Annotated in this window: 25 protein-coding genes; 11 read left to right on the forward strand and 14 right to left on the reverse strand. The window is 32.3% G+C overall.

What is annotated here, in order from left to right:
- Positions 1-2: 2 nt before the first annotated feature.
- From HCAN_RS05795 to HCAN_RS05810, 4 genes are all read right to left on the reverse strand, one after another.
- The gene (locus HCAN_RS05795) at positions 3-563 is read right to left on the reverse strand and encodes a DedA family protein (protein ID WP_006655824.1); all 561 of its coding nucleotides are present in this window, start codon (positions 561-563) and stop codon (positions 3-5) included.
- Between the two features lie 87 nt (positions 564-650).
- Positions 651-1373, reverse strand: a complete 723-nt coding sequence (gene truA / locus HCAN_RS05800) for a tRNA pseudouridine(38-40) synthase TruA (protein WP_006655825.1) — start codon at positions 1371-1373, stop codon at positions 651-653.
- Positions 1374-2399, reverse strand: a complete 1026-nt coding sequence (locus HCAN_RS05805; RefSeq protein WP_006655826.1) for an LptF/LptG family permease — start codon at positions 2397-2399, stop codon at positions 1374-1376.
- Between the two features lie 76 nt (positions 2400-2475).
- Entirely contained in the window at positions 2476-3198 is a 723-nt protein-coding gene (locus tag HCAN_RS05810) for a prepilin peptidase (RefSeq protein ID WP_006655827.1), read from the reverse strand.
- A 51-nt stretch (positions 3199-3249) separates the two neighbouring features.
- Between HCAN_RS05810 and nadD the strand changes: the two genes are divergently transcribed.
- Both nadD and rsfS read left to right on the forward strand, forming a co-directional pair.
- Entirely contained in the window at positions 3250-3852 is a 603-nt protein-coding gene (gene nadD / locus HCAN_RS05815; protein WP_006655828.1) for a nicotinate (nicotinamide) nucleotide adenylyltransferase, read from the forward strand.
- Positions 3804-4145 carry a ribosome silencing factor gene (gene rsfS / locus HCAN_RS05820; protein ID WP_006655829.1) on the forward strand — a complete coding sequence of 114 codons (342 nt, stop codon included), beginning with the start codon at positions 3804-3806 and terminating at the stop codon, positions 4143-4145. Before nadD ends, rsfS begins: the two co-directional genes overlap by 49 nt.
- Before the next feature lie 67 nt (positions 4146-4212).
- Here the strand turns inward: rsfS and HCAN_RS05825 are convergent, their stop codons facing one another.
- The 7 genes from HCAN_RS05825 to HCAN_RS05855 form a co-directional block, all read right to left on the reverse strand.
- Complete coding sequence (locus tag HCAN_RS05825; RefSeq protein WP_006655830.1) at positions 4213-4965, reverse strand: SDR family NAD(P)-dependent oxidoreductase; 753 nt, start codon at positions 4963-4965, stop codon at positions 4213-4215.
- 16 nt (positions 4966-4981) lie between these two features.
- Positions 4982-6280 carry a tetratricopeptide repeat protein gene (locus tag HCAN_RS05830; protein WP_006656897.1) on the reverse strand — a complete coding sequence of 433 codons (1299 nt, stop codon included), beginning with the start codon at positions 6278-6280 and terminating at the stop codon, positions 4982-4984.
- A complete protein-coding gene (locus tag HCAN_RS05835) occupies positions 6264-6641 on the reverse strand; it encodes a YkgJ family cysteine cluster protein (RefSeq protein WP_006656898.1) in 378 nt (125 codons plus the stop codon). The genes HCAN_RS05830 and HCAN_RS05835 overlap by 17 nt, the downstream gene beginning before the upstream one ends.
- Positions 6635-7327, reverse strand: a complete 693-nt coding sequence (locus HCAN_RS05840) for a tRNA1(Val) (adenine(37)-N6)-methyltransferase (RefSeq protein WP_006655833.1) — start codon at positions 7325-7327, stop codon at positions 6635-6637. The genes HCAN_RS05835 and HCAN_RS05840 overlap by 7 nt, the downstream gene beginning before the upstream one ends.
- On the reverse strand, positions 7328-7828 hold the full coding sequence (locus HCAN_RS05845) for a hypothetical protein (protein ID WP_006655834.1): 501 nt from the start codon (positions 7826-7828) through the stop codon (positions 7328-7330).
- Entirely contained in the window at positions 7795-8349 is a 555-nt protein-coding gene (locus HCAN_RS05850) for an LPP20 family lipoprotein (protein ID WP_006656899.1), read from the reverse strand. The genes HCAN_RS05845 and HCAN_RS05850 overlap by 34 nt, the downstream gene beginning before the upstream one ends.
- A 61-nt stretch (positions 8350-8410) precedes the next feature.
- On the reverse strand, positions 8411-10327 hold the full coding sequence (locus HCAN_RS05855) for a motility associated factor glycosyltransferase family protein (protein WP_006655837.1): 1917 nt from the start codon (positions 10325-10327) through the stop codon (positions 8411-8413).
- A gap of 133 nt (positions 10328-10460) precedes the next feature.
- Here HCAN_RS05855 and HCAN_RS05860 point away from each other — a divergent pair, with 133 nt between their 5' ends.
- The 3 genes from HCAN_RS05860 to HCAN_RS05870 all read left to right on the forward strand — a co-directional run bounded on the left by HCAN_RS05860 (position 10461) and on the right by HCAN_RS05870 (position 12554).
- Positions 10461-11015, forward strand: a complete 555-nt coding sequence (locus HCAN_RS05860; RefSeq protein ID WP_006655838.1) for a class I SAM-dependent methyltransferase — start codon at positions 10461-10463, stop codon at positions 11013-11015.
- A gap of 68 nt (positions 11016-11083) precedes the next feature.
- On the forward strand, positions 11084-12013 hold the full coding sequence (locus tag HCAN_RS05865) for a ribose-phosphate pyrophosphokinase (RefSeq protein ID WP_006655839.1): 930 nt from the start codon (positions 11084-11086) through the stop codon (positions 12011-12013).
- Entirely contained in the window at positions 11985-12554 is a 570-nt protein-coding gene (locus HCAN_RS05870; protein WP_006656900.1) for a peptidylprolyl isomerase, read from the forward strand. Before HCAN_RS05865 ends, HCAN_RS05870 begins: the two co-directional genes overlap by 29 nt.
- A gap of 119 nt (positions 12555-12673) precedes the next feature.
- Here the strand turns inward: HCAN_RS05870 and HCAN_RS05875 are convergent, their stop codons facing one another.
- Positions 12674-13993, reverse strand: coding sequence for a hypothetical protein (locus HCAN_RS05875; RefSeq protein WP_006656901.1), 1320 nt, complete (start codon positions 13991-13993; stop codon positions 12674-12676).
- 152 nt (positions 13994-14145) lie between these two features.
- On the opposite strand from HCAN_RS05875, the gene HCAN_RS05880 reads away from it, so the two are divergent.
- The 3 genes from HCAN_RS05880 to HCAN_RS05890 are packed head-to-tail and all read left to right on the forward strand — an operon-like array spanning position 14146 to position 16667.
- A complete protein-coding gene (locus HCAN_RS05880) occupies positions 14146-14796 on the forward strand; it encodes a uracil-DNA glycosylase family protein (RefSeq protein WP_006655842.1) in 651 nt (216 codons plus the stop codon).
- A complete protein-coding gene (locus HCAN_RS05885) occupies positions 14780-16009 on the forward strand; it encodes a hypothetical protein (protein ID WP_006655843.1) in 1230 nt (409 codons plus the stop codon). Before HCAN_RS05880 ends, HCAN_RS05885 begins: the two co-directional genes overlap by 17 nt.
- Positions 15996-16667, forward strand: a complete 672-nt coding sequence (locus HCAN_RS05890) for a M48 family metallopeptidase (RefSeq protein ID WP_006655844.1) — start codon at positions 15996-15998, stop codon at positions 16665-16667. Before HCAN_RS05885 ends, HCAN_RS05890 begins: the two co-directional genes overlap by 14 nt.
- Here the strand turns inward: HCAN_RS05890 and HCAN_RS05895 are convergent.
- Complete coding sequence (locus HCAN_RS05895) at positions 16664-17578, reverse strand: LysR family transcriptional regulator (protein ID WP_006655845.1); 915 nt, start codon at positions 17576-17578, stop codon at positions 16664-16666. The two genes, HCAN_RS05890 and HCAN_RS05895, sit on opposite strands and share 4 nt — an antisense overlap.
- Before the next feature lie 148 nt (positions 17579-17726).
- Between HCAN_RS05895 and HCAN_RS05900 the strand changes: the two genes are divergently transcribed.
- Positions 17727-19835, forward strand: coding sequence for an ATP-dependent helicase (locus tag HCAN_RS05900; RefSeq protein WP_006655846.1), 2109 nt, complete (start codon positions 17727-17729; stop codon positions 19833-19835).
- Position 19836: 1 nt separating this feature from the next.
- On the opposite strand, the gene HCAN_RS05905 is transcribed toward HCAN_RS05900, so the two are convergent.
- The gene (locus HCAN_RS05905; protein ID WP_006655847.1) at positions 19837-20610 is read right to left on the reverse strand and encodes an undecaprenyl-diphosphate phosphatase; all 774 of its coding nucleotides are present in this window, start codon (positions 20608-20610) and stop codon (positions 19837-19839) included.
- A 337-nt stretch (positions 20611-20947) separates the two neighbouring features.
- Between HCAN_RS05905 and cfrA the strand changes: the two genes are divergently transcribed.
- Positions 20948-23044 (forward strand): TonB-dependent ferric enterobactin receptor CfrA, encoded by a 2097-nt coding sequence (cfrA, locus tag HCAN_RS05910; RefSeq protein ID WP_006655848.1) that lies wholly within the window; start codon positions 20948-20950, stop codon positions 23042-23044.
- Positions 23045-23336: 292 nt separating this feature from the next.
- Positions 23337-24758: an acetyl-CoA carboxylase subunit A gene (locus HCAN_RS05915; protein WP_006655849.1), complete on the forward strand. Its 1422-nt coding sequence runs from the start codon at positions 23337-23339 to the stop codon at positions 24756-24758.
- Positions 24759-24812 lie beyond the last annotated feature (54 nt).

Raw genomic sequence — 24812 nt, forward strand, 5'->3', positions numbered from 1 at the left:
CCTTATTTTTTTGTACTTACTTTTTTTAGCCAAATCCAAATTCCACCAAATAAAATCAAAATAAAGATAGGTGCTAAATACGGATATTGCCCTAACAAATCCATTCCTTGAAGAATAACTTCTCCTAAAAAATACCCAAAAAGCCCAATGCTAATACCCCATAATATCGCACCCAAAGCATTATAAAGGCTAAATTTCATAAAGCCATAATTTGTTAGTGCCACCGCAAAAGGCACAAGCGTTTTTAAGCCATAAATATATTTTTTAACTATCAAAATGATTGAACCATATTTCCGCATTAATAAATGAATGTAAGCAAGTTTTCTCCTATGCTTAGAGAGATAAGGCATCATTCCTTGCTTTTGATAACGAGCCAAATAAAAAAGCAATAAATCTCCCAAAAAATTTGCTACAACCGCCACTGCAATACTTGCCATCAAATCCATTTTACCTGCATAACTCAATACCGCAGCTCCAACAAGTGCTACAAATCCACCGCCTAAAGAATACAAAAACAAAATCACATAACCATATTTCACAATCAAATCAATCGTTTCTTGCATTTTTCCCTCTGCTTTTTAAATCAATTTTAAATTATAACAAATCCTAGTTATATTTTTTAGCAAATAATAAACATAACTCTTATCATTTTAGTAATCTACGCGACTTAAGAATAATCCATTAGGAGGTGCTGGGATACTAAAAATTTTCTCCCCAAGAAGTTGCTTTTTGAGATCCTCTATCCCTAAATTTCCCCGATCAATTTCAAGCAAGAATCCCACCATAAGTCTAATTTGTGAGCGCAAAAACCCATTTCCCCAAAAAGAAATCAAATAAAATTCGCCTCTTTTTAAAAGCTTTGTATGAAAAATTTCTCGCACACTTCCTTCACACCCACTGCCGCCATTTTTCATAAAAGCACTAAAATCATAAACTCCTCTAAAAATATCCAAAGATTCTTGCACTAAAAATGGATTTTTTAAAGGATAAAAATGCGAAAACAAAGCCAAAAAAGGCGAATACTTTTGAGAAAGCACATAGCAATACCCTCTTCTTTTTACACTAAATCGCACATGAAACTCATTCTCTACTTGCCAAATTTGCTTAATTTTAATCCAAGGATAAAGCTTTACATTTAAAAGCTGCTTTAATCTTTGCAAATCCCTATGAAACTCTGGAATACTAACAGAGATAACTTGCGCACTAGCATGCACCCCCTTATCGGTTCGCCCACTCCCCATGCAGACATCAAAAATTCCAACACTTCTAAAAACTTCTTCTAAAACTCCACAAATTGTAATCTTATCTTTTTGGCGTTGAAACCCAAAAAACTCTCCGCCATAATAAGCAATCCGCATTGCAACTTTTATCATTTAATAATACTTTTTAATCACTCTTTCAAAAAGTAAATAGCCCAACAAAAGCCATATTATAGGAAATATAAACATTCCCAAAAGAGGTAAATAACTTGCAAACAAATACATCAATGCATAAAAAATCCCAATCACTCCCATGGCTTGCAAAATAGTATAATTTTTTTGATAACGCGGATTTTTTACTCCCAAAAGCGGAAAGAAAAATAAACTAACTAGCGGAAAACACGACATCATAACATACATACTTAAATTTCTTAAAGTCTTTTTTTGACGATCGTTTTCATAAAAAGCTCTTTTCCAATAACCAATCACTCCCAAATCCACTTCATCAATGGCAGTAATGCTACTACGAATTATCAAAGTATCAAACAAAATCTTCTCAACAAAATCCTCTTTAGGACGATAAATCGATCCTTTTTCCAAAATTGCTTCCATAACCCCCATTTGATTAACAATTTTTGCATTGTCTGAAAAAATCATTCCACCCTCTTTAGCAAAAGATAGCAAAACAATATTTTCATAACTTGAATCTTCCTTGCTTTTTTGCACATAAACAAGCCAATCCCCAAGTTTCTGCCCAAATTCCCCTGCTTGGAGATTAATATTAATACTATTTTTACGCTCCTCCAAAAACTGCCTATAAGCCGTATCACTTAGAGGAGTTAAAACCAAAGAAAGAATAAAAAGTGAAAAACTCACTAAAGCAGCAATAGGAAAGAATATCTTAATAATTTTGCTTGGATTCATTCCCAAAGCAAATAAAACTGGTAATTCATAATCAAAAGAAAGCCTTGAGAGAGAAAGAGTGCAAGCTACGAAAAAACTCAAAGGTATCACAAAAAAAATCATCAAAGGCAAGGTATAAAAATACAAAGAAAGTAGCTCAAAAAAGCTAATTTGCACAACAAAAGTTACACCTGCAATGCGAATAAAAATCACCACAGAAGCAATAAAAAATAATACAAAAAAAATAGGAAAGAAAATTTGTGCAAAGCTGTGGAATAAATAATTTTTAATTCGCAAAAAATATCCTAATTTAAGTTTTAAAAGTCCATATTTTACACAAAATACGCTAAAATTTTACAAAAAGTGCCAAAGATTATAATACATATCTCAACAAAACCGCACTACAAAATCCCAAAAATAAAAATGGCACAAAGGGCAACATTGATTTTTTACTCAACAAAATCCATACAAGTGCATAACAACTCCCAATTACAATAGACAATCCCCCAAAAACAACACCCAAACTCGCCCCAAGTGTTCCAAAAACAATAATATCTCCTTCTCCCATCACCTCTTTTTGCAGCAAACTTCCCACAAATAATCGTAAAAAACTTGCTATACCCATAAACAAAAGTGCATTCAAGCAAGATTCAATCAAAAGATTCTCAATAAAAAAAGACTCCCCTAAAAATCCACCAAAACAAACCGCTAATGCGAGATTTAAAAAATTTAGACAATCTGGTATTTCTAAAAATCGCCAATCTATCACACTTAAAACATAAAAAAATAAAAATAAAAAAAATCCAACTATGCCTAAGTTTCCAAAACAATAAAAACTAAAAACTCCAAAAATTCCACCTAAAACTTCACCAAGCAAATACCACTTAGGAATCTTCTCGCCACAATAGCGACATTTCCCTCCTAAAATCAAATAAGAAACCATAGGGATTTTATCCATAAAACCAAGACTTTTCTTGCATCTAGGGCAAAAAGAAAAAGGTAAAATAATGCTCATATTTTGTGGAATCCTAAAAATCAACACATTGGCAAAAGACCCAAAAATAGCACCTATGATAAAAATAAAAACAATCTCCATACAACCAACCTCAAAATATGCTACAATTTTACATTAATTTTTGAGGTTTCTATGCAAAAAATTGCAGTTTTTGGAGGTTCTTTTGATCCACCACATTTAGGGCATTTAAAAATCATTCAAACCATTTTTAATTCCTTAGAAGTGGAGAGACTTTTTATTGTCCCTACTTTTTTAAATCCCTTTAAAAGCCACTCTCTTTTTTCCCCACAGAAACGCCTAGAGTGGATTAAGATTCTAACCCAAGATTTAGCTTCACCCATTACCCTTTTAGATTTTGAAATCCAACAAAACAAACCAACTCCAACTTATGAAACAATCAATTTTATCCAACAAACTTATAAACCCAAAAAAATCTACCTCATCATTGGTGCAGACAATCTAGAGAATCTTCCCAAATGGCATCATTACGAAAAACTAAAAAATCAAGTAGAATTTGTTATAATTCCAAGATTACATTATAAAATTGATTCTGATTTTAAAACTTTGCCTATGCAACCTATTTCCATTAGCTCAACACAAATAAGAGATTCTTTGCAAAAGCGAGATTTTAAGATTTTAGAATCTATTCCAAAAGCTATTACTCAAGATATTTTAAAGGAATTCAATTGCAAGAAAATAGACAACCCATTATCAAATTCATCATACAAATCCTAGAAGATAAAAAAGGTGAAAATATTGAAGTATTTGACTTAAAAAATACTGATTATTTTGTAGATTATGTTATTATTACAACTGCTTTTGTAGATAAACACGCCCTTGCCTTGCTTGATTCTTTAAAAAAGGAATTAAAACAAAAGAATGAAACTTTCTTTCATATTGATGAAGAAAATCCCGAATGGATTGTTGCAGATTTAGGTGATATTATTGTGCATATCTTTACAGAAAATCAACGCAAAAAATTCAACCTAGAGGAATTTCTCTCTAAAATGGCGGCACAAAAGAATTAAGAATCTTAAAAAAATAACCAATAATTTAAAATTCTAGATTCTTGCAATCTTTTTAATTTTAAGTTAATTAAGCTTTGTCGCCTTTATAAACATTTAATGCTGCAAAACTCTGTGAAGTTGGCATCATTTCTAAAGTATTAATATTTACATGTTTTGGCAAAGTTGCCACCCAATAAACCGCTTCTGCAACATCTTGCGGTTTTAGTGCATTAGAATCTCTATAAAGCGCTTCCACTTGCTTCATATCTCCCTTAAATCGCACCAAAGAAAATTCACTATCACTAGCAAGCCCAGGCTCAATATCGCTTACTCTTACATTTGTTCCTGCCAAATCCGCTCTCAAATTAAGCGCAAATTGTCTCACAAAAGCCTTACTTGCTCCATAAACATTACCCCCAGGATAAGGATATCTTCCTGCAATTGAACCTATTGTAATAATATGACCGCTTTTTCTCTCCACCATTTGAGGCAATATAAGGCGTGTTATATATGTCAAAGCCTTGATATTCACTTCAATCATCTGATCCCAATCTTCAATATTGCATTCACTTGCTCTCTCAAGCCCTAATGCCAACCCCGCATTATTCACTAAAACATCAATTTCTTGATATTCTTTGGGTAGTGACTTTAAGCCTAGTTTCACTGCCTCCCTATCACAAATATCACAAGCTATTATCGCACAATTCCCAATTTCTTTTTGCAATGATTCTAATTTTTCTTTGCGTCTTGCTAGAGCAATCACCTTATGCCCATTTTTTGCAAAAATTCTTGCAATCTCTCTCCCAAAACCCACTGAAGCACCTGTTACTAAAACAACCATTTTACACTCCTTTTTATTAAATCTTACATTGCTGTATTAATCTAAAATGCTCATAAATTTCTTTTTCTTTTTGTAAATCTTCTTGAGTAATTTTTTGCATAATTGTTTGAGCGTTTTTACAATCACTAAGTTTATAATAACCCCATGCTAAAGAATCTAAAAAATAAGGATTATTTGGCTCTTGTTTTAAAGCTTCTTGCACACATTGAACTCCTTTTTTTATATCCAAATTATGATCAATCAATAAATATCCATAATAATTCCAATATAAAGCATTATTGGATTTTTTTACCACTTCTTCAAATTTATTAGTTACTTGCCTTAAAAGTATTATATTATTGCGATTCTGCGCATTTTCATAAATCAACATCGCCTCTAAAGCAAGATAATCCACATTGCCATTTTCTACATAAAGCTTTTGTAGTAATGCGATAGCCTTTTTATGTTCTTTTGTAAGGCGATAAATTTCCAATAAAAACTCATCTCTTGATTGAATATTTGGATTTTGCTCCAAAAATTTCCTTGCTTGGCTAAAATAATTACCCTTAAAATAAATCTCTAAAGCAAAACGAGCGTATTTTGAATCGTGAGTTGCTTTATAGAGATTTTGATAGATTCTTGCTGCATCAAGAACTTTTTTATCTTCTAAATAAACTAAAGCTAGTCTCTCACCAATATTTTGTGAAATACCATATTTTTTAATATGTTCTTCATAAACCCCAATTGCTTTATTTCTATCTTTCAAAAAAAGCAAATAAATTGAAGCAAGCTTATTGGCAATCTGTTCATTTCCACTTAGCAAATAAGATTCTCTTAAATAAGCAATAGCTTTTTGATAATCATTTTGCAAAAAATAAATAGAAGAAGCAATTTCCAAATTTTGAGCATTTCTATCTTGTTTGAGCAATTTTTGAACCTCTTGATTGGCAGCTTTAAAATCTCCCATATTTCCTAAAATTTCAATTAGCATCTGTTGCATTTCTCTATCTTTAGGGTATTTTCTCTGATACTCTAGCACTATTTTTTTAGCTTCTGCCCATTCTTTTTTAAGTATCAAAATCCCGATGATTTCTTTTAGATAAGCTTCATTTTTTGTTAATTCATAAGCCTTAGTTAGATTTTCTTGTGCTACTTTATAGTCTTGTGAATCTAAAGCCGCATAGGCTTGAACAATATAAATATCTTCTAAATTCTCAATTTCCTTATAAGTATTATTAGAAAAATCAATCTTTATTCTAGGCAAACAACCTACCAATACCAAAAACAAACAAACTCCGCTCACTAAAATAATCAAAATTTTATTTTTTAATAACACCGATACATTCCTCTATCAAAGTTTCAAAATTCTCTTTATAACAATCCCAAAATGGAAATTTTACGCATTGTTTTGGGCGATTTTCATAGATTTGACATTGCCCTTTTACTTCATCAAAAAATACACAGGCATAACCCTCTCCCTTTTCTTCTTTCTTTTCAATCAAAGAATAACGATAACCAACCTTTTTGACATATTTTAAGCAAAATTTCTCAAAATCCATTTGCAAAGATTGAGCAATTTTTTGAATTTCATTTGGAGTTACAAAAATATAGCCACTTTCTCCCTTGCAGCATTTTCCACCACATTCTTGGCATTTTGTAAAATCAAAATCAAACAAAAATCCCTCTTCTTTTAGCATTTGATACTCCAAGTATTAGCCCGTTTATAAATTTCTTGCACTTCTTTTGAAAATTCATTGTCTTGATGTGTCAAAAGAGGAGACAAGATTTGCATTTGGCTTTTAGAATTCTTTTTTGCTCTACAGAGCAACAATGTTGCTTCCTCATTCTCTCTAGGATGCACATAACGCACTATAATAGGTCTTATTTTAAATTCAAATAATATACCAAAAACCTTAAAACTTTCCCTACTATCATAGCAAAAAATAAATTCTCCTTGCGGTTTTAACAAAGCATTTATTTTTTTAACCATAGAACTAAAAGGTAAATTTTCTTCATATCTTGCAAGGCAAATATCTTTATTTTTACTGCGAATCACACCATTATGATAAAAAGGGGGATTGCTAAGAATGTAATCAAATTTTAAATCTAAAAAATTATATTCCAAAAAATCTCCACCCATTAATTTTGCCTCAACGCCATTAATCCTAAGATTATGTTGGCATAATTCAAGCATTTTGGGATTTTTCTCAATCATAGTTAAATCCATTTCCACTTCTTTTGCACAAAGAAGTCCAAGCACACCACTACCAGAACCCACTTCTAAAACCTGTTTTTTAGGCTTAAAATATTTTAATGCAAAATCATACAAAAACAAAGTATCGCTATTATAACAATATCCATCTTTAGGCTGATAAATTTGCATTTAAATTCCTGAAATAATAAGGCTAAAGCCACTTTTAAGCTCTTTAAAAGAAATCGTGCCTGTTGTAACTTTATAAACGACTTGATTATTTGCATCATTTATTCTTTGCTCATAACCCTCTTTTAGAATCTTTTTGTTTTTTCCCATAAAGATTTCCCTACCTTCTAAAATAGCCTTAAAATCTAATTCCAATAGCCCATCATTACCAAAAAGCTTTCTAATTAACGAAGCTGTTGCATAGCATTGTTGATTTAAACAAATGCGATTCTTAGAAACATAAAATTCTAAAAGTAAATGCCCTGCATTAAAGATTTCTAAGGAAATGTCACCATTGGAATAAGATTTTATCAATCCTGTGTCATAGAATCGAAAATCTTTTGTAGAAAAAAAGATAATTTTAGGAGTTGTTTTCTCTAAGCTTAAGGAGGGCTTAGCACACCCTCCAAATGCAACAAGAAATAAGAAAATTAAAAATTTTCGCCTGTTAAGATACGATACCATCTTTTTCCATCAAGTTTTAATTCCATATTAACTTGGCATAAACCATCTTTGTAAATAGTTTCGATAATTTCAGCATTTCTAATTACCGCCATTACTTTAGTTTTAACTGTGGAATTTTTTAGCACCATATCTCTAACAGTATCTTGTGCATTTACTCTAATTCCATACATTTTCTCACCAATTTGTCTATACGCATCAACAATTGCAGCTCTTTTAGCTAACGCCAAAGCTTGTGCTGGAGAAACCGTTGATTCTGGAGCGACACCCATACCAATAGCACTAATCTCAATAATGCTAGAAGGCGTAATGATAGGCGCATTTGGAATCACAATATCATCTCCCCCAACTTCTATACCTTGTAAATTAGTTGGCACATTAGAGTTTCTGTTTGCTTGTAAGCTTACATTGCCAATAGGGCTAACTTCACTCGTTGTTGTCGCTGTATTAACTTGTGCAGCAAACAAACTTGTTCCAAAAAGCATTCCTGCCAAAACCAATGAAATTGTTTTTTTTGTTGCCATTTCAATCCTTTGATATTTTGTTTAAAAACACATTACTCTATAAAGCAATCCGTGTTCCAATTTATGATAAAATTGTTTCTCTTAAATTTTCTACCATCTTTTCCATTGCCTTATTATACAATTCTCCTGCTTTTTTCCAAAGCTCTTCCATATTATCATAAGGCAAATGCAAACTCCCTAGCACTAAGTGATAAAGAAAATGGCTTAAAGTTCCCCCAAATAAAATTCCTATAAAAGCATTTTTTTGAGAAGTTTGAGCAATTGCTTCAAAAATTTTATCCACTGCACTAAAAAGGCTTTTTTTATTACTTACTTTTACTTTAAATAAATCTCCAATCGTATTTTTAAAGGCAAGAATCTCAAAAATATAAAGCTGAGAATCTTTAGTATAAAATTTCTCTTCTTTGGAATCTTTAAAAAGTGATTTTAGTTGCTCCAAAGCTTCCTTTTTATTAATTTCTTTTAATTCAAAATCTTCACAATGTATAGGCGTAGCTCCTTGAATGTAAGCACCATCATTTAAGTTTAAAATATTAAAAGGCTTAAGAGACCTAAAGGCTTCTTCTAGTGCATTTCTTGAGAGAGAATAAAGGGCATCTGAATAAATATCCTCACTAAAATTCCCCCTTACTTGATAAGCGCCTTGTGGAATCTCTTCTGTTTCTTCTCCATAATAAGAATTTTTAGCATGCTTCTTAGCACCTTTCTTGTACCCACAATCAAGTCCGCACAAAATCACATCGCTACCCAAATAACTTGCTAAAGATGCTCCAGCATTTCCCACTAGCGGTGCGGTAAATTTGACTTTAAACTTAGGTTCATTTAAGTTTGCTGCACTAGAACCATCTCTTTCAAACAAATAAACTTCTTTCGCTAGCTCCTTAGCCTCCTTACTCAACACTGTCGCACAAAGCAAGGGAATATCATCAAGTGGAGCTTCTCTTAAAACATCCACTAAATAATGATGTCTTTCAATTTCAATTTGAAAATCCGGTTTGATTCCAGCAGCCAAAAGCGGCTTTAGTGCCGTTCCACAACTAAAGAGAATCATTTTGTTTTGATTAGCTTTAATAAAGGGGAGCAAAAAATCTAAACTTGGTCCATTAGCAATCACACAAATAGGGGCATTAATGCGTTTTGGTTCTACCAACATAGGCGAAAGCGGAAAGCTCTTTTTATTTACAATTCCTTTCATTTCATCCTCATAAGTTCCCCAACCCCTAAGGGATTGCAAATGCAACTCATACACAATGGAACGCACACTTATATTAAGCGGCGTCTGATACATCATTAATTCTAAACGCATCACAGAAGTGCTGATTCTTCGCATTAAAAAAAAGCTTAGCGCATAATCTTTTTTCATTAGACTTTCAATAAAAATATATCCACCCTTATTTTCTGTCTTGTAAAATAAAGTTGCAAAATCCACAAAAAAACAAGCAATCCGAAACAAATCTAGCGATTCTTCAAAAATAAAAAAATTATTAAATTTATTGTATTTCTCCACTAATGCTTGCAAAAAGATTCCACCTCCAAGCCCAAAAAGACTAAGATTAGGTAAAAAATCTGAAGGCAAGTGATAAGAATCAACAGCCCCCTTTTGGGCTACAAAATCTAAAATTCCATTGACTAAAATTGAGCTATAAGGAAAATCTTCATTCATTATAGCTATATCATTACCATAAACACGATTCCATTTTTCGTTAATTGGTGGATTGAATGTGCAATTTTTATGCACCAAAAGCATTGTTGAATAACCCTTATCCAAAGGAAACATTAAAGAGTTATTAAGCGTGTTAATAATATTTAAACCCTCTTTACCAATATAAAGTTGATATTCTTTAGATGGCTCTTGCAAAGCAGTAAAAAGACTAGGATAATTGACTTGAAAAAATTTCAAATTCTCCTCAAATCTTTGAGCGCAAAATGCTTCAATCTCTTCACAACTACTCTTTTCTAAAAATTCTATAATTCCCATTTTTTACTCATCTTAAAATTATTCTACTTTAAAAACTTCATATTTTCTTGACAAATTAGTAACAATATTTTTGTTATAATACAATATAATTTCTAAAAAATACGATTTTACATTATAAATATTAAGGCAATCAATGCTTTTAGAATTCTTAAAACATCCAAAACACACCGGCTCTCTTTATTCTAGCTCACAAGCTCTAAGTCAAGCAATGATAAATAACATAGATCTTCAAAATGCTCATTACATTGCAGAAATTGGTCCAGGATTGGGTGCTTTTACTCAAAAAATTCTTAATCTCAAACCAAAAGAATCGCGTTATTTTGCAATTGAAATCAATCCTCACTTTGTCAAAAAACTCCAAGAAAAATTTCCCAATATTGAAATAGAACACAAAAATGCTAATCGGATTCTCTCAATTATGCGTAGCAAAGATATTCAACATCTTGATGCCGTTATCTCAGGCATCCCTTGGAGTTTGCTTAAATCAAAAGAACAAGATTTACTCTTAAAAAATATCCATCAAGCTTTAAAAAAAGGAGGCAGTTTTTCTACCTTTGCTTATGTGCTTCCTACCCCTAAAACTTTAAGTTTTAAAAAAAAGCTTCACAAATACTTTTCTCAAGTCAAAACTTCCCCTATTATTTGGAATAATCTACCACCTGCCTTTGTTTATTATTGCAAAAAATAATTTTTCTTAGCTTTTTAAAATTTTAAAAGACTATAATTACACTTTTAAATCTTTCTTAAAGGTATCTAATGCAGAATTTTAAAATTTTTAGTGGGAATGCACATCGTGAGTTTTCCGAGAAAGTCGCAAAAAGTCTTGATGTGGAATTGTCTAATGCTGAAATTACGCGTTTTAGTGATGGAGAAATCAATATTCGACTTTGTGAGAGTGTAAGAGGAAAAGAAGTCTTTGTGATTCAACCCACTTGCGCACCCACTAATGATAACTTAATGGAGCTTCTTATTATGATTGATGCACTCAAAAGAAGCTCTGCAGATTCTATTAATGTCATTATGCCTTATTTTGGCTATGCAAGGCAAGACAGAAAGGCGGCTCCAAGAGTGCCAATTAGTGCAAAACTAGTTGCAGATTTACTCCAATGTGCTGGAATCACACGCCTTATTACAATGGATTTACACGCAGGACAAATCCAAGGTTTCTTTGATATTCCCGTGGATAATCTTTATGGTTCTATCGTATTAAAAAACTATGTAACTTCCAAGAATTTCCCCAATCCAATCATTGCTAGTCCCGACATTGGTGGAGTTGCCCGAGCAAGATATTTTGCTAAACTTTTAGGATTAGAAATTGTTATTGTAGATAAAAGACGCGAAAAGGCAAATGAGAGTGAAGTCATGAATGTTATTGGAAATGTAGAAGGTAAAAATGTTATTTTAATTGACGATATGATTGACACTGCAGGAACTATCGTCAAGGCTGCAGAAGCTTTTAAGAAAAATGGAGCAAGCAGTGTGATTGCATTAGGAACGCACGCAGTTTTTAGCGGTCCTGCCTATCAAAGAATCCAAGAAAGCTCCCTTGATGAAGTTATCGTTACTGACACCATTCCACTTAAAGAGAAAATTGAAAAAATTAAAGTCGTAAGCGTAGCACCTTTGTTTGCTGAAGTTATTAGAAGGATCAATCACAATGAAAGCGTTAATTCCCTTTTTGCTTAAATTTTTTCTTTGTTGCTTTATTTTTGGAGCTTCACTCAATGCAGCAGAATCTAAAAAGATTCAAGCCATTTTAGAAACAACTTCTGGGAAAATCACTCTAGATTTATTTCCAGAAGCCGCTCCAAAAGCTGTAGAAAACTTTGTAACACACATTAATAATGGATATTATAATGGCACAATTTTTCATCGCACGATTCGTAAATTTATGATTCAAGGCGGTGATCCAACAGGAACAGGAAGTGGTGGAAAATCCATTTGGGGAAAAGATTTTGAAGATGAAATTGCTAAAGGCTATGCCTTTAATAGAGCGGGAATTTTAGCTATGGCAAATTCAGGACCCAATACTAATGGAAGTCAATTTTTCATTACCACAACAAGAACACCTCATCTCAATGGACTACACACAATCTTTGGAGAAATTAGCAAAGATAACCAAGAAGAAAGCTTTCAAACTCTAAGAAAAATTGAATATTCTCCCACTAATTCTCAAGACAAGCCCCTTAAGGAACAAAAAATTATTAAAGCTTATATCATTCAATAATCCACAAAAGATTGCTTAAATGTTTCTTTCATTTAAGCTTTCTTTTATAGAGCAATAAAATTCCCATTACCGCAGCAAAAAACACAATTTCTATTAAGAGATTTTGATAATTTTCCATTTTAAACATTCAATAAAAGATTTTGTAAAATTGTATCACTTTTAAGCCAATTCTCTCTTTCAAATAAATCCAAAGAATTCAAATAATTTTCATCTTGCAAATTTCTAGCGACTTCTAGCCATTCTTGAATTTCTTCATCGTTAGTTGCGATTTTTGCCTGTGTTTCTTTGACTTCATCTTTTTCTTCTTCTCTTTCTTCTTGCTTTGGCTCTTTTGTTTCTTCTTCTTTAACACCCAAATTCAGCAAAATATTATTAAGCGATTCTTCGATATTTTCAACTTCAAGATTAAATTTTTGTATCACAAAAATATCTAAACTTTGAGAATCTCCATTGGTTTGAAAAAGCATAATTTCATTTTTATCCCCCATAATTTCATTAAGATTCAAAGCACCATCTAAATTGCTATCTTGAGAAATAGAATGGTTAATATAATCACCCAAATTATCAATAAAACCAACTTGCTCTAAAAATTTCATCTGCTCATCTGTGCTACCTGGAATCTGCTCAGATATGGAATGGTATTGTCCATCTTTTAAAGAAACAAGGCTATTTAGGTGAATTCCCTCTTCTAAGCTAATCTTTCCATCGCCATCTACATCGCCCTTTAAATAACCCATACCATAAGCGGCATCATAATACCAACCCTTTACATAATCGCTTGCAGCTTCTAAACTCCCAAATTTTTCATTTAGCTTTTTAGCATTTGCTTCATTTAAAGGAATGGCAACCTTTTTTCCGCTCACCTCATCAATAAAGCTTATCATATTCTCCCCTACACCCTGCTCTGCATCAACTTCTAGGGGATTATATGCATTTTTGATTTCTTCGCTTATATTTTGTGGAGCTTTAGGGCTTGTTTGAACAAGCGTTTTTTCAAAAAAATCTCCCATAAAAGAATTTCTTTGATTATTTAATATCAACTCTTCTTTTTCTTGATTTTTGGGTAAGGTAGTTTCTTGATTTGATATTTCATCTTGCAAAGTCAAAAACTTAGATGCCTTATTTTCAAAATCAAAAAGACTGTTTTTGGGCTTCTTTTCATCTGATACTAAAAATTCACTTGCTTCACTTTCTTGTAAATACTCTAAATTATCTTTTGAGGTTTGAGTATCTATTGGCAAAGGATTTTCATTTTCTTGAAACTGCGTAATTATAGTTTGAAATTCTTCTTGTTTTTCTAGCGATTCTGCTTGATTTAAAGCAGCTTCAAATGTCTCATTTTTATCATTTTGTGGTGTCCAATTTTTTTGAATCTCTTTTAAAAAAGCGATACTGCTTGCATAAGAAGCATAATTTTCTTTTATAGACATATTATTCATAAACTTTCTCCCAAATTATCTCCATCCTTGAGAAAGAAATTTAGCTCCTATTGCATTTTTATAAGCAATTTTTATTCCTATTTCAAAAATTATCTACCTTTAATTTTTTAAATTTTATAATTCCATTTTTTATTTCAAAAGACAGGATTTCAGTGCAAACACTTCATCAAGCATTACTTTTACAAAAACTCTATTTACTAAAATCCATTGGTTTTGATTATTATGATTTGCAATTTCAAAAACCCTTACAAACACAATTTCCAAGCCAAAACCAAAAGAATCTTAACCAAGCTATAAAGGAATGCCAACTCTGCCCACAAAAACTTTCTCAACCCCATATAGGACTTTGCAATCCGCATTCTAAACTTCTTTTTTTAACCATAACGCCTCTTTTGGATTTGCAAACGCGTTTTGTCTCTAAAGGTGCGTTAATGTTAAAAAAAATTATTGAAAATGTCTTTGCACTCCCATTGCAACAAGTCTCCATTCTCTCACTCCTTAAATGCGAGATTCCTAAAAACACGCAAGAAGAATGCACTAAAAATTGTATGGGCTACTTTCTTAAACAATTGGAATTTTCACAAAGTAAAACCATTGTGATTTTAGGAGAAGAAGTATATAACGCCCTCACTCAAGACAAAACTCCTTATAAAAACATACAGGGCAAATTATTTAAATGGAATCATTTAAAGCTTTTTCCAACTTTCTCACTCGCCCAACTCTTAAGGCAACCTGAACTTAAAATACAAGCCCATAAAGAATTTTTAACCCTAAAAAAGGATCTCTATGAAACTAATCAATAAAATCTTTTTATTATGGCTTTTACCGAGCCTTATTTTTGCTAGTGGAAAATATCCCTCACCCCTTCCTACTCCTAGTGCAGAAGTTCTAAACATTGAAACTCAAAAATGCAACACGAGTTGCTTAGAAGAACTATTAGAACAAGGACAAGTTTTTTCTTTTATTGCAAATTTCACACAAAATAATCAAAATCAAACCCTACTTGAATCACTTAATACCCTAATGAGCACTTTAGAAATTTCCCAAATTCCTTATTTTACAGATTCTCAAAAATCATTTTTTAACATTGCACTTCTGTTTTCTCGCAAAGATATTGGTGCTTATTCAGCCTCAACTACCAATGTGATTTTAAGTTACTTATTGCATCAAAATAAACTTTTTAACTTTGAAATTTTTGATAGCAAAAGTGAATCTGCACAAGATCTTCAAGAAGCTATTAATACAATCCATTCTAAAGGTTACCGACAAATCATTGCCATTTTAACCTACAATGGTGCTAATAATCTTAACACGCTTAATATTCAAACTCCTATTTTTATACCCAGTGTGCATTCTTCCCAAATCACAACCAACCCCCTTCCTAATATTATCTATGGTGGCATTAGCTATGAAAAACAAATTCAAAAACTCTCCAAACACAATTCCCAAATTAAAGCCGTTAGCTTTTATGATTCTAGCTACATAGGCGATCAAATCCACCAAAGTGTCTTAAAATATAATCCCGATATTGCTTACTCAACAGCCTTTAATCTCAAAGACAATTCTAACTTTACCAAAACTGCAGGGAAACTCAAATCATTATTAAAACATTCACGCATTTTTCTCAATACACCAGTGATTAATTCAAGCATCATTCTTTCTCAACTTACTTACTATGATATTGCCATTGAGGGTATCTACTCTACACAAATTAACTATAGCCCAACGCTTTTATCTATCACACAGCCCAAAGATAGAAAAAATATGTATATTGCAAACTCAATTCAAACTCTAGATAGTTTGCTAAGCGAAGAAACTCAAATGCTTAATGCGGATTTGAAATATGATTGGATAAACTATGCCACTGCTTTTGGGATTGAATATTTTTATCGCAAAAATGTTCCTAGTGCAAAACGCTATTTTAAAGAGACCATTAAAGACAACCAAGTTCAATATGAAATTGAGATTTTATCACCTATTAACAACCGCTTTGTAGAATCTGATGCTTCCTTTTAATCTTAAGATTATTCAAAAGCGTAATTATAAGAATCTAAGAATGTCTTTTAGAGATTCTTCTACCTTGCTAATTAGTGCCCCTAAACATTTTAGTAAAAAGAAATGCTTGGAGTTTTTGGAGCAGAATCAAAACTGGATAGAAGAACAACAGCAACTTTGGAATCAAAGACTAAATCTCAAGCTGCCCAATCATCAAATATTTCTTTTTGGGGAATGGCAGGATATTCAAGATAATGCAATCCAAACTCATTGGGAAGAATGTATTCATTCCAACCCTACACCAAAAACCAAAAAGGCTTTAATTCAATTCTTTCAAAATAAACTTGATTCTTATCTTCAAGTGCAAATACCATTTTTTTCTACACAAATGAAGCTTTTTCCTAATAAAATTTTGTATGGTAAAAGTTATAAACAGCTTGCTTGTTGCTACCATAAAACCAAAAATCTTCGCTTTAGTTTAAGGTTAGCACTTATGCCAAGATGGCTTATTAATTCTATTATTATTCACGAATTAGCACATATTCGCTACCCTAATCATCAAAAAGATTTCTGGAATCTCATAAACACCTATGATCAAAATCCACAAAAAATCCACATTTGGCTTAGAGAATATCAAGACTTACTACTTCTTTTACATCATAAAATTTTTAAAGCCTAATATAAAGATATTTTGGTATCAAACATTAAAAAATCACAAATATTTTCTATCATGGAATGGCTTCTATCCTCTTTTAAAACAGCTAAATAAATTTTTCTCTTTAGATTAAGCCCACGAATTTTAGTGTAATAAAAGGTTTTATTTTGCAATTCTTCTTTAATGTGCAAATAAGGTAAAAATGTCATATAATTTTTCTCTTTAGATTCTTGAAATAAAAATTCCTTAATTTTTTCATAAGTTTCAAATTGTGCAACAACATTAAAATTATTTGTATTAATATCCAATTTACTCAAATAGTTTTTAATAGCAGTAAATTCTCCATCTCCCAAAATCAAATCAACCCATTCATAAGAAAATAAATTTTCTACTTTAATGATTCTAGGCAAAGGCTTCGTAGAAACAAGAACAATCTCATCTTCTAGCCACTCTCTATAAATAATATTTTCTTTAAAAATTGGGGATTCCACTAATGCAATCTTTGTGTTTTCTTTACAAGAATCTTGCAAATCCTCAATAGCGCGTAAAGAATCTGCGGCATAATAATGAATCTTTGGATAAATCTCTCGAGTTAATTTTGGAAAAATCTTAGGCAAAATAAATTTCTCAATCACTGGAGAACAAACTATTTCAATGGTATTGTTATATCGTATATTATGCACAAATTCTCTACGATAGGCACACAAATTTCTTTCAATTTTTAAAGCGATATTAAAAATCTTCTCACCCTCTTTAGTAAGGCTAACTCCACTTTTCTTTCTCACAATAAGCTTTGTATTAAAATAAGATTCAAGGTATTTAATTTGCTGAGTAATGGCAGGTTGAGAAATTCCTAACTTCATTGAAGCTTTAGAGAAACTTTTCTCTCTAACTACAATAATAAAAGTTTTTAATTTAGTGAGGTCATATAACATTTTAGCTTCCTTAATACAATTCATAAAATAAAAGTTAAATTATTTTTAATATTTCTAAAAAATTATATTTCATTTCAAATAAAATATCAATTTAATTGCCCTTGCAATAAATTGGTATAATTCCAAAAAAAGTTTATCAAGGTCTTTTATGCAAGAGAAATTTTTAAATCAACTCAACACTTCACAAAAACAAGCAGTCACTACAATTGAAGGGGCTTTATTGATTTTGGCAGGTGCAGGAAGTGGAAAAACCAAAACCATCACAACTCGACTTGCATATTTGATTGATGAAGTAGGGATTCCGCCAAGTAATACCTTAACTCTCACTTTTACCAACAAGGCAGCCAATGAAATGCAAAAACGAGCCTTAAATATGTTGAAAAAATCAACTTCTCATCCCCCATTGCTTTGCACTTTTCATAAATTTGGACTATTGTTTTTAAAATTTTATATCTCACTTTTAGGGCGAAAAATAAACTTTATTTTAGCCGATAGTGATGATACTAAAAAAATTCTCAAAGAGCTTAATTGCGATCTTGCACCACTTCCTTTAATTATTAGCGAAATTTCCCGTTATAAAAATTCTCAAATTACCCCACAAGAAGCCCTTAAAAATGCCCACAATGAACTCTACAAACACATAGCAAAAGTTTATTTAAACTACCAAGAAACGCTTTTACAAAACAATATGGTAGATTTTGATGATTTGCTCTTACTCCCTATTGAGATTTTAAAATCCAATCCAAATGTCGCCACAGAAATTAGTCAAAAATACCAATACATTATGGTTGATGAATATCAAGACACCAATGATTTGCAATACCAACTTTTAAAATATCTCTGCACCACACACAATAATATCTGTGTAGTGGGCGATGATGATCAAAGTATTTATAGTTGGAGGGGTGCTAATATCCAAAATATTCTTAATTTCTCTCAACATTTCAAAGGCGCAAAAACTATTAAACTAGAAGAAAACTATCGCTCCAGTAAATCCATTTTAAATGCTGCCAATCATCTTATTTCCAATAATAAAGAACGGCTAGGAAAGACATTAAAAAGCACTTTAGATGAAGGAAAGCCCATTGAAGTTTTGCATTCTTATGACGAACAAGAAGAAGCAAAAAATCTCTCAAAAATCATCAAAAAACTACTCCAAAATGGGATAAATCCAAAAGATATTGCTATTTTATTTCGTTTAAATGCACTCTCTCGATCTCTAGAAGAAGGCTTCAATCGTGAAAGAATCCCTTATGTTTTAGTGGGAACCATTCGCTTTTATGAGCGTAGCGAAATTAAAGATGTGATTAGTTATTTTAGAGTTTTAACAAACATTAATGATGACTTCTCACTCCTTAGAATTATCAATAAACCCAAAAGAGGCATAGGAAAAACCACCCTTGAAAAACTAAAATCACTTAGTCAAATCCATCATTGTAGCATTTATGAGCTTTTTTCAAATCAATCTCCACAATTATTACAACAAGAAATTAGCAAAAAAACCTACAATACAATTTGGGAGTTTTTTAAAACTATTAAAGAACTCCAAGATTTACAAGCACAATCTAGCCTCAAATTCCTTGATGATTTTGAAGAAAAAATTGGACTCTGCAAAGCTTTATCGCAAAATAGCGAGGAAGTTGATAGGGTAAGCAATATTGAAGAATTTTATGGATTATACCGCGAATATGTTAAACAAAATCCACTTATGGAATTAGAAGATTTTCTAAATGAACTTGCACTAAGAAGCGATCAAGAAGATACCGAATTAAGAAATGAGCAAAAAGGGGTTGAAGGCGTTTCGTGTATGAGCGTTCATTCTAGCAAAGGTTTGGAATTTGATTATGTTTTTATCATCGGACTTGAAGAAGGTTTTTTTCCTATGGCAAGGGAAGATACTAATCTCCAAGAAGAAAGACGACTAGGCTATGTTGCCTTTACTAGGGCAAAAAAGGAGCTTTATTTAAGCTATGTTGATTCAAGATTTTACAGAGGAAATCGCACTAGTTTGTATCCCTCAAGATTCTTGGCAGAAAGCAAGATTCTTGCTAAAGAGAATTTTTTAAATCAAAACACCACCGATATTTCAAAAACCGCCTATGAGATAGGTTTTCAAAGGGGAGATTGTGTAATGCACAAAATTTTTGGAGCAGGAAGAATCACTGAAATCACAAAAAGCGGACAAGAAATTAAATTAAAAATTAATTTTGGCGGACTTTTAAGGGAAATTTTAAGTGGCTATGTTACAAAAGTTTAACCTAAAAAACCTCCAAATAAAACAAAAATGCAATTCCAAGAATAATGCGATAGATTCCAAAGGGGATAAAATTAAATCTTGAAACAAAACCTAAGAATAATTTAATCGCTATCAAAGCACTTAAAAATGCTACAACAAACCCTACTCCCAAAACAAGGAGATTATCAGCATTAAACACGGCATAGTTTTTATAAGCACTATATCCACTTGCAATAATCATCGTAGGTAAAGCTAGGAGAAAAGAAAATTCTGTTGCTACTTTACGATTGCAGCCCAAAAGCAATCCACCAATAATAGTCGCCCCACTCCTAGAAGTGCCTGGAATCATCGCCAAAGCTTGAAAAATCCCAATCAAAAAGGATTGTTTATAAGAAATTTCTGCTATTTCTTTGGTGTGATGCTCTTTTTCTTTATAAAATATCTCTATAACAATAAAGGCGATTCCACCCACAATTAGCATAATAGAAGTCGTAATGGGCGCAAAAAGCATTTTAATCAAATCATAAAGTAAAAAACCCAAAATACCCGCGGGTAAAAATCCAATGGCAAGCTTAACCCAAAGCTCCAAACTATTCTTAAACAACCTTTCCCAAAAGACAAAAATAACTGCCAAAATTGATCCTAATTGAATCATAACTTCAAATGTTTTGTGAAATGTATCTTGTTGAATTCCAAGCAATTTTGAAGTAAGAATCAAATGCCCTGTTGAAGAAACGGGCAAAAATTCCGTCAAACCCTCAACAATTCCTAAAATTATCGCATAAATCAAATCCATAAAAAGCCTTGTTTTACATAAAAAATAAAGCGATTCTAACATAATTTGCTTTTTTTATAAAGTTTTATAATATCCCTAAAAGAAAATTTTAAAATAAATACAAAATAAAATTATCCATTCCAAAAATACTCTACCCTTTTACACTCTTTGTCTTGATAGCTCTCTCCCATAATGGCATTTTTAAGATTACAATTATCTTTTACCAAGCCAAAAAATAAAAGCTTTTAATTATTTAAATTTTTAAATTATAGTAGTGATTATTATAATTGTTTATTTTTATTTAATTTAATAATAAATATAATTTTGAATATTATTATTATTTTTAAGAGGAGTAAAAATGTTTATACTAAACAAGGTTAGATATTCATCTGTTGTGTTATCTTTAATACTTAGCACAATTGGTGTAAATGCTACTGAAGAATATCGTTTAGATACTTCAGTCGTAAGTGCTAGTGGATTCTCTCAAGATATAAAAGAAGCCCCCGCTAGTATTTCGATTATCAAAAAGGAAGATTTAGAAAACAAGGCTTATCGAGATATAGCAGAAGCGATTGCGGATATTCCCGGAGTAGATTTATTTGCTAGTAAGGGAAAAACAGGGACTTATCAAATAACTATGCGTGGAATCACAGGCTATACCCTTATCTTGATAGATGGCAGAAGACAAAGCGTTGGGGGCGATGTGGGTCCTAATGGCTTTACTGAAATCACTTCATCTTTCTTGCCCCCTATTTCTGCAATTGAACGCATTGAAATCATCAAAGGTCCAATGAGCACCCTTTATGGTTCTGATGCATTAGGTGGTGTGGTTAATATTATTACAAAAAAATCTCCCGAAAAATGGGGCTTAAGCGTCCAAACAGAAGCCTTGTTTCAAGCAGATTCGCAATGGGGAAATCTCTATGGAACGAGCGTTTATGGTAGCGGACCACTTATTAAAGACAAACTCTCCCTTACTCTACGTGCAAGAGAATTTTATAGAGAGAGTTCTAGTGTAAGTTATTCAGAGCCTAATGGGACAATAATTGATGCCTCTCAAGCACAAAGCCCAACAAGAGCCAATAATCACAATTTTGGATTCAAACTAGATTATCTTGCTAATCCCCAAAATCTTTTGACTTTAGATGTAGATTATTCACAAAGTGTTTTTGATAATGCTAATGGACAACTAGGGACACTAACAAAACCACTTAATGACACAGGTGCATTAACGGGGGGTTATACTAAAACAATGCAAGTTGATAAATTGGTAACCTATTTAACACATAAGGGAACTTATGAGAATTTTGTATTAGATTCTGGAATCCAATACAATCGCGTAAGCAATGATGGCAGGGAAGTTGTCGGACTTGCAACACAGCCTTATTTGGGAGAAAATAGAGATATTCTAGCAGAAGATATTATTTTAGATACCAAAGCTGTTGTTCCATTAGGAGAGAGAAATCTCTTGAGCGTGGGCGCTGAATATCGTGTAGAAAAAATGCAAGATAAAATCGCAAATCCAACCAAATTTGATCAATATTTGCTTGGTGTTTTTGCAGAAGATGAACTCTCAATTTTAGACAATCTAAACTTTACACTAGGGGCAAGATACAATCACCACGAAATCTTTGGCGACAACCTTTCACCTAGAGGCTACCTTGTTTATAATCCAACTGATTCTCTAACGCTAAAAGGTGGTGTTGCAACTGGATTTAAAGCGCCAACGCCAAATCGCCTTATTGCAGGATATTATAATTTTAGCGGTCAAGGAAGATTTCCTAGCTATGGGAATCCAAATCTCTCCGAAGAGACTTCAATTAATTACGAATTAAGCGCAATTTACAATCAAGATTCTCACTACATAAGTCTTACAGGATTTTTGACAGACTTTAAAGACAAAATCTCAAGCATGACTATAAATAATGGAGAAAATATTTCAGGAGTTGGAATCTGCACCTATGAGAGATGCTCACAAGCCATCAATCACGGAGAAGTGCGATATATGGGAGTGGAATTAGCCGTAGGATTTAAAATCTTAGAGAAAATCAACATTGACACTTCCTATACCTATTTAGATTCTGAAGTGCGTGAATCTTCTACTAAAAGCACTATTGGAAAGCCAGAGAGCGATTCTTTAAAACACAATTTTATCACTAAAATTAGCATTCCCTTTAACAAATTCACACCTTATCTTAAAGGACAATGGCAAGGTAATCGCTACACAGGCGGTGATCCTGTAATAGGCGAATATTACAAAAACATATTCTTAATGACTACGGGTGGAACTTATGCTTTTAATGATTCTTGGAAGCTTAATGTAGCAATTCACAATCTTTTAGACAAGAAATTTACCGATAATTTTGTGGGTAATCCAGTCGATGGCTATGTCTCTCAATACAATAGAATCGAAGAAGGGAGACGCTTTTGGGTTTCTTTAACAGGTAATTTTTAATCACATTTTACAGACACTAAATTTCATTTTGCTAGGCTTTCTTTTAAGTCTAGCTCTCCTTAAAACATCGAATTTACAATCTCTTTATCATTCAAAATGGCTCACTCAATCACGGCAGCCATTTTGAATTTCGCGCAAAACTACAAAAATCTATGTGTAAAAATAGAACGATTTTAGTGTAATTTACTTTTTTAATAAAGTCTTATATTAACTCCTAAAGAAAAAATTAAAAAGATTCAATATAAAATAAAATCATTACTTTTTAAATCTATGCCAAAATTTGGGGGCTTTTATGTTTAGACGAATCCTTATTGCCAATCGTGGCGAAATTGCTATTCGTATTATTCGCGCTTGTAATGACTTAAATATCGAATCTGTAGCAATCTATTCTCACGCCGATAGAGATAGCTTACATGTCAAAATGGCAACTCACACCTATGCTATTAGTGAAGATCCTATTAAAGGCTATTTAGATCCTGATAGAATCATCGAAGCAGCAAAAGCAACCGAATCAGAAGCTATTCACCCAGGTTATGGTTTTTTGAGTGAAAATGCCCTTTTTGCAAAAAAAGTCAAAGAAGCAGGATTAGTATGGATTGGTCCAGAGAGTGAAGTTATTGCCAAAATGGGGGATAAGAATGCTGCAAGAAATCTAATGATACAAAATGGAATCCCTGTTGTCCCAGGCACAGAGCCACTTAACAAACTAAGCCTTTATGAAATACAAAAAATTGCAAGAAAAATTGGCTATCCTGTCATACTTAAAGCAAGTAGCGGAGGGGGTGGCAGGGGAATTCGTGTCGTGCAAGAAGAAAGCGAATTAGAAAATGCTTTTAATGCCTGCAAAAGAGAGGCTTTAACCTTTTTTAAAAATGATGATGTTTTTATGGAAAAATATATCCAAAATCCAAAACACATTGAATTCCAGATTCTAGCAGATAATTATGGCAATGTCATTCACTTATTAGAACGCGACTGCTCTATTCAAAGGCGTCACCAAAAACTCATAGAAATTGCCCCCTGCCCTACTATGAGTGCTGATTTACGACGCCGAATGGGAGTGGTTGCTGTTGCTGCGGCTAAGGCTGCAAACTATACCAATGCGGGGACAATCGAATTTTTAATTGATGATTCGAATAATTTTTATTTTATGGAAATGAATACTAGAATCCAAGTTGAACACGGCGTAACAGAAGAAATCACAGGCTTAGATCTCATCGGAAGGCAAATTCGAATCGCTTATGGAGAAATTCTTGATTTAAGTCAAAATGACATTACCGCACAAGGATTTGCTATTGAAGCTAGAATTAATGCTGAAGATGTGCATAATGATTTCATACCAAACCCTGGAACTATCACTGCTTATTACCCAGCACTTGGACCTTTTGTGAGGGTAGATAGCTATATTTATAAAGACTTTGTGATTCCTCCTTTTTATGATTCAATGATTGCCAAGCTCATCGTGCGTGCTACAAGCTATGATTTAGCTGTTAATAAACTCAAACGTGCTTTAAGCGAATTTAAAATCCGTGGCGTTAAAACCACAATCCCATTTTTAATTAACATTTGCAATGACAAAGATTTCAAACGCGGGATTTTTGACACTTCTTATTTGGAGAACAAACTACCATCACTAATGCCACAAGAAACAAGCGATGAAAGTGATTTAGTAGCAGCTATTGCAGTGGCATTAACTAGTCAATTTGAAGAGTAAAAGCTCTTTTAATAAAAGTAATTTTAAGTAATTTTATAGTAAAATTAACCCTTA

Source organism: Helicobacter canadensis MIT 98-5491 (genome assembly GCF_000162575.1).
Lineage (GTDB): Bacteria > Campylobacterota > Campylobacteria > Campylobacterales > Helicobacteraceae > Helicobacter_D > Helicobacter_D canadensis.

What these genes read in the sequence shown, in the direction of transcription:
- HCAN_RS05795 (WP_006655824.1), bottom strand. Translation starts at nt 563, where the DNA reads ATGCAAGAAACGATTGATTTGATTGTGAAATATGGTTATGTGATTTTG.
- truA (WP_006655825.1), bottom strand. Translation starts at nt 1,373, where the DNA reads ATGATAAAAGTTGCAATGCGGATTGCTTATTATGGCGGAGAGTTTTTT.
- HCAN_RS05810 (WP_006655827.1), bottom strand. Translation starts at nt 3,198, where the DNA reads ATGGAGATTGTTTTTATTTTTATCATAGGTGCTATTTTTGGGTCTTTT.
- nadD (WP_006655828.1), top strand. Translation starts at nt 3,250, where the DNA reads ATGCAAAAAATTGCAGTTTTTGGAGGTTCTTTTGATCCACCACATTTA.
- HCAN_RS05825 (WP_006655830.1), bottom strand. Translation starts at nt 4,965, where the DNA reads ATGGTTGTTTTAGTAACAGGTGCTTCAGTGGGTTTTGGGAGAGAGATT.
- HCAN_RS05835 (WP_006656898.1), bottom strand. Translation starts at nt 6,641, where the DNA reads ATGCTAAAAGAAGAGGGATTTTTGTTTGATTTTGATTTTACAAAATGC.
- HCAN_RS05840 (WP_006655833.1), bottom strand. Translation starts at nt 7,327, where the DNA reads ATGCAAATTTATCAGCCTAAAGATGGATATTGTTATAATAGCGATACT.
- HCAN_RS05845 (WP_006655834.1), bottom strand. Translation starts at nt 7,828, where the DNA reads ATGGTATCGTATCTTAACAGGCGAAAATTTTTAATTTTCTTATTTCTT.
- HCAN_RS05850 (WP_006656899.1), bottom strand. Translation starts at nt 8,349, where the DNA reads ATGGCAACAAAAAAAACAATTTCATTGGTTTTGGCAGGAATGCTTTTT.
- HCAN_RS05855 (WP_006655837.1), bottom strand. Translation starts at nt 10,327, where the DNA reads ATGGGAATTATAGAATTTTTAGAAAAGAGTAGTTGTGAAGAGATTGAA.
- HCAN_RS05860 (WP_006655838.1), top strand. Translation starts at nt 10,461, where the DNA reads ATGCTTTTAGAATTCTTAAAACATCCAAAACACACCGGCTCTCTTTAT.
- HCAN_RS05865 (WP_006655839.1), top strand. Translation starts at nt 11,084, where the DNA reads ATGCAGAATTTTAAAATTTTTAGTGGGAATGCACATCGTGAGTTTTCC.
- HCAN_RS05870 (WP_006656900.1), top strand. Translation starts at nt 11,985, where the DNA reads ATGAAAGCGTTAATTCCCTTTTTGCTTAAATTTTTTCTTTGTTGCTTT.
- HCAN_RS05875 (WP_006656901.1), bottom strand. Translation starts at nt 13,993, where the DNA reads ATGAATAATATGTCTATAAAAGAAAATTATGCTTCTTATGCAAGCAGT.
- HCAN_RS05885 (WP_006655843.1), top strand. Translation starts at nt 14,780, where the DNA reads ATGAAACTAATCAATAAAATCTTTTTATTATGGCTTTTACCGAGCCTT.
- HCAN_RS05890 (WP_006655844.1), top strand. Translation starts at nt 15,996, where the DNA reads ATGCTTCCTTTTAATCTTAAGATTATTCAAAAGCGTAATTATAAGAAT.
- HCAN_RS05895 (WP_006655845.1), bottom strand. Translation starts at nt 17,578, where the DNA reads ATGTTATATGACCTCACTAAATTAAAAACTTTTATTATTGTAGTTAGA.
- HCAN_RS05900 (WP_006655846.1), top strand. Translation starts at nt 17,727, where the DNA reads ATGCAAGAGAAATTTTTAAATCAACTCAACACTTCACAAAAACAAGCA.
- HCAN_RS05905 (WP_006655847.1), bottom strand. Translation starts at nt 20,610, where the DNA reads ATGGATTTGATTTATGCGATAATTTTAGGAATTGTTGAGGGTTTGACG.
- cfrA (WP_006655848.1), top strand. Translation starts at nt 20,948, where the DNA reads ATGTTTATACTAAACAAGGTTAGATATTCATCTGTTGTGTTATCTTTA.
- HCAN_RS05915 (WP_006655849.1), top strand. Translation starts at nt 23,337, where the DNA reads ATGTTTAGACGAATCCTTATTGCCAATCGTGGCGAAATTGCTATTCGT.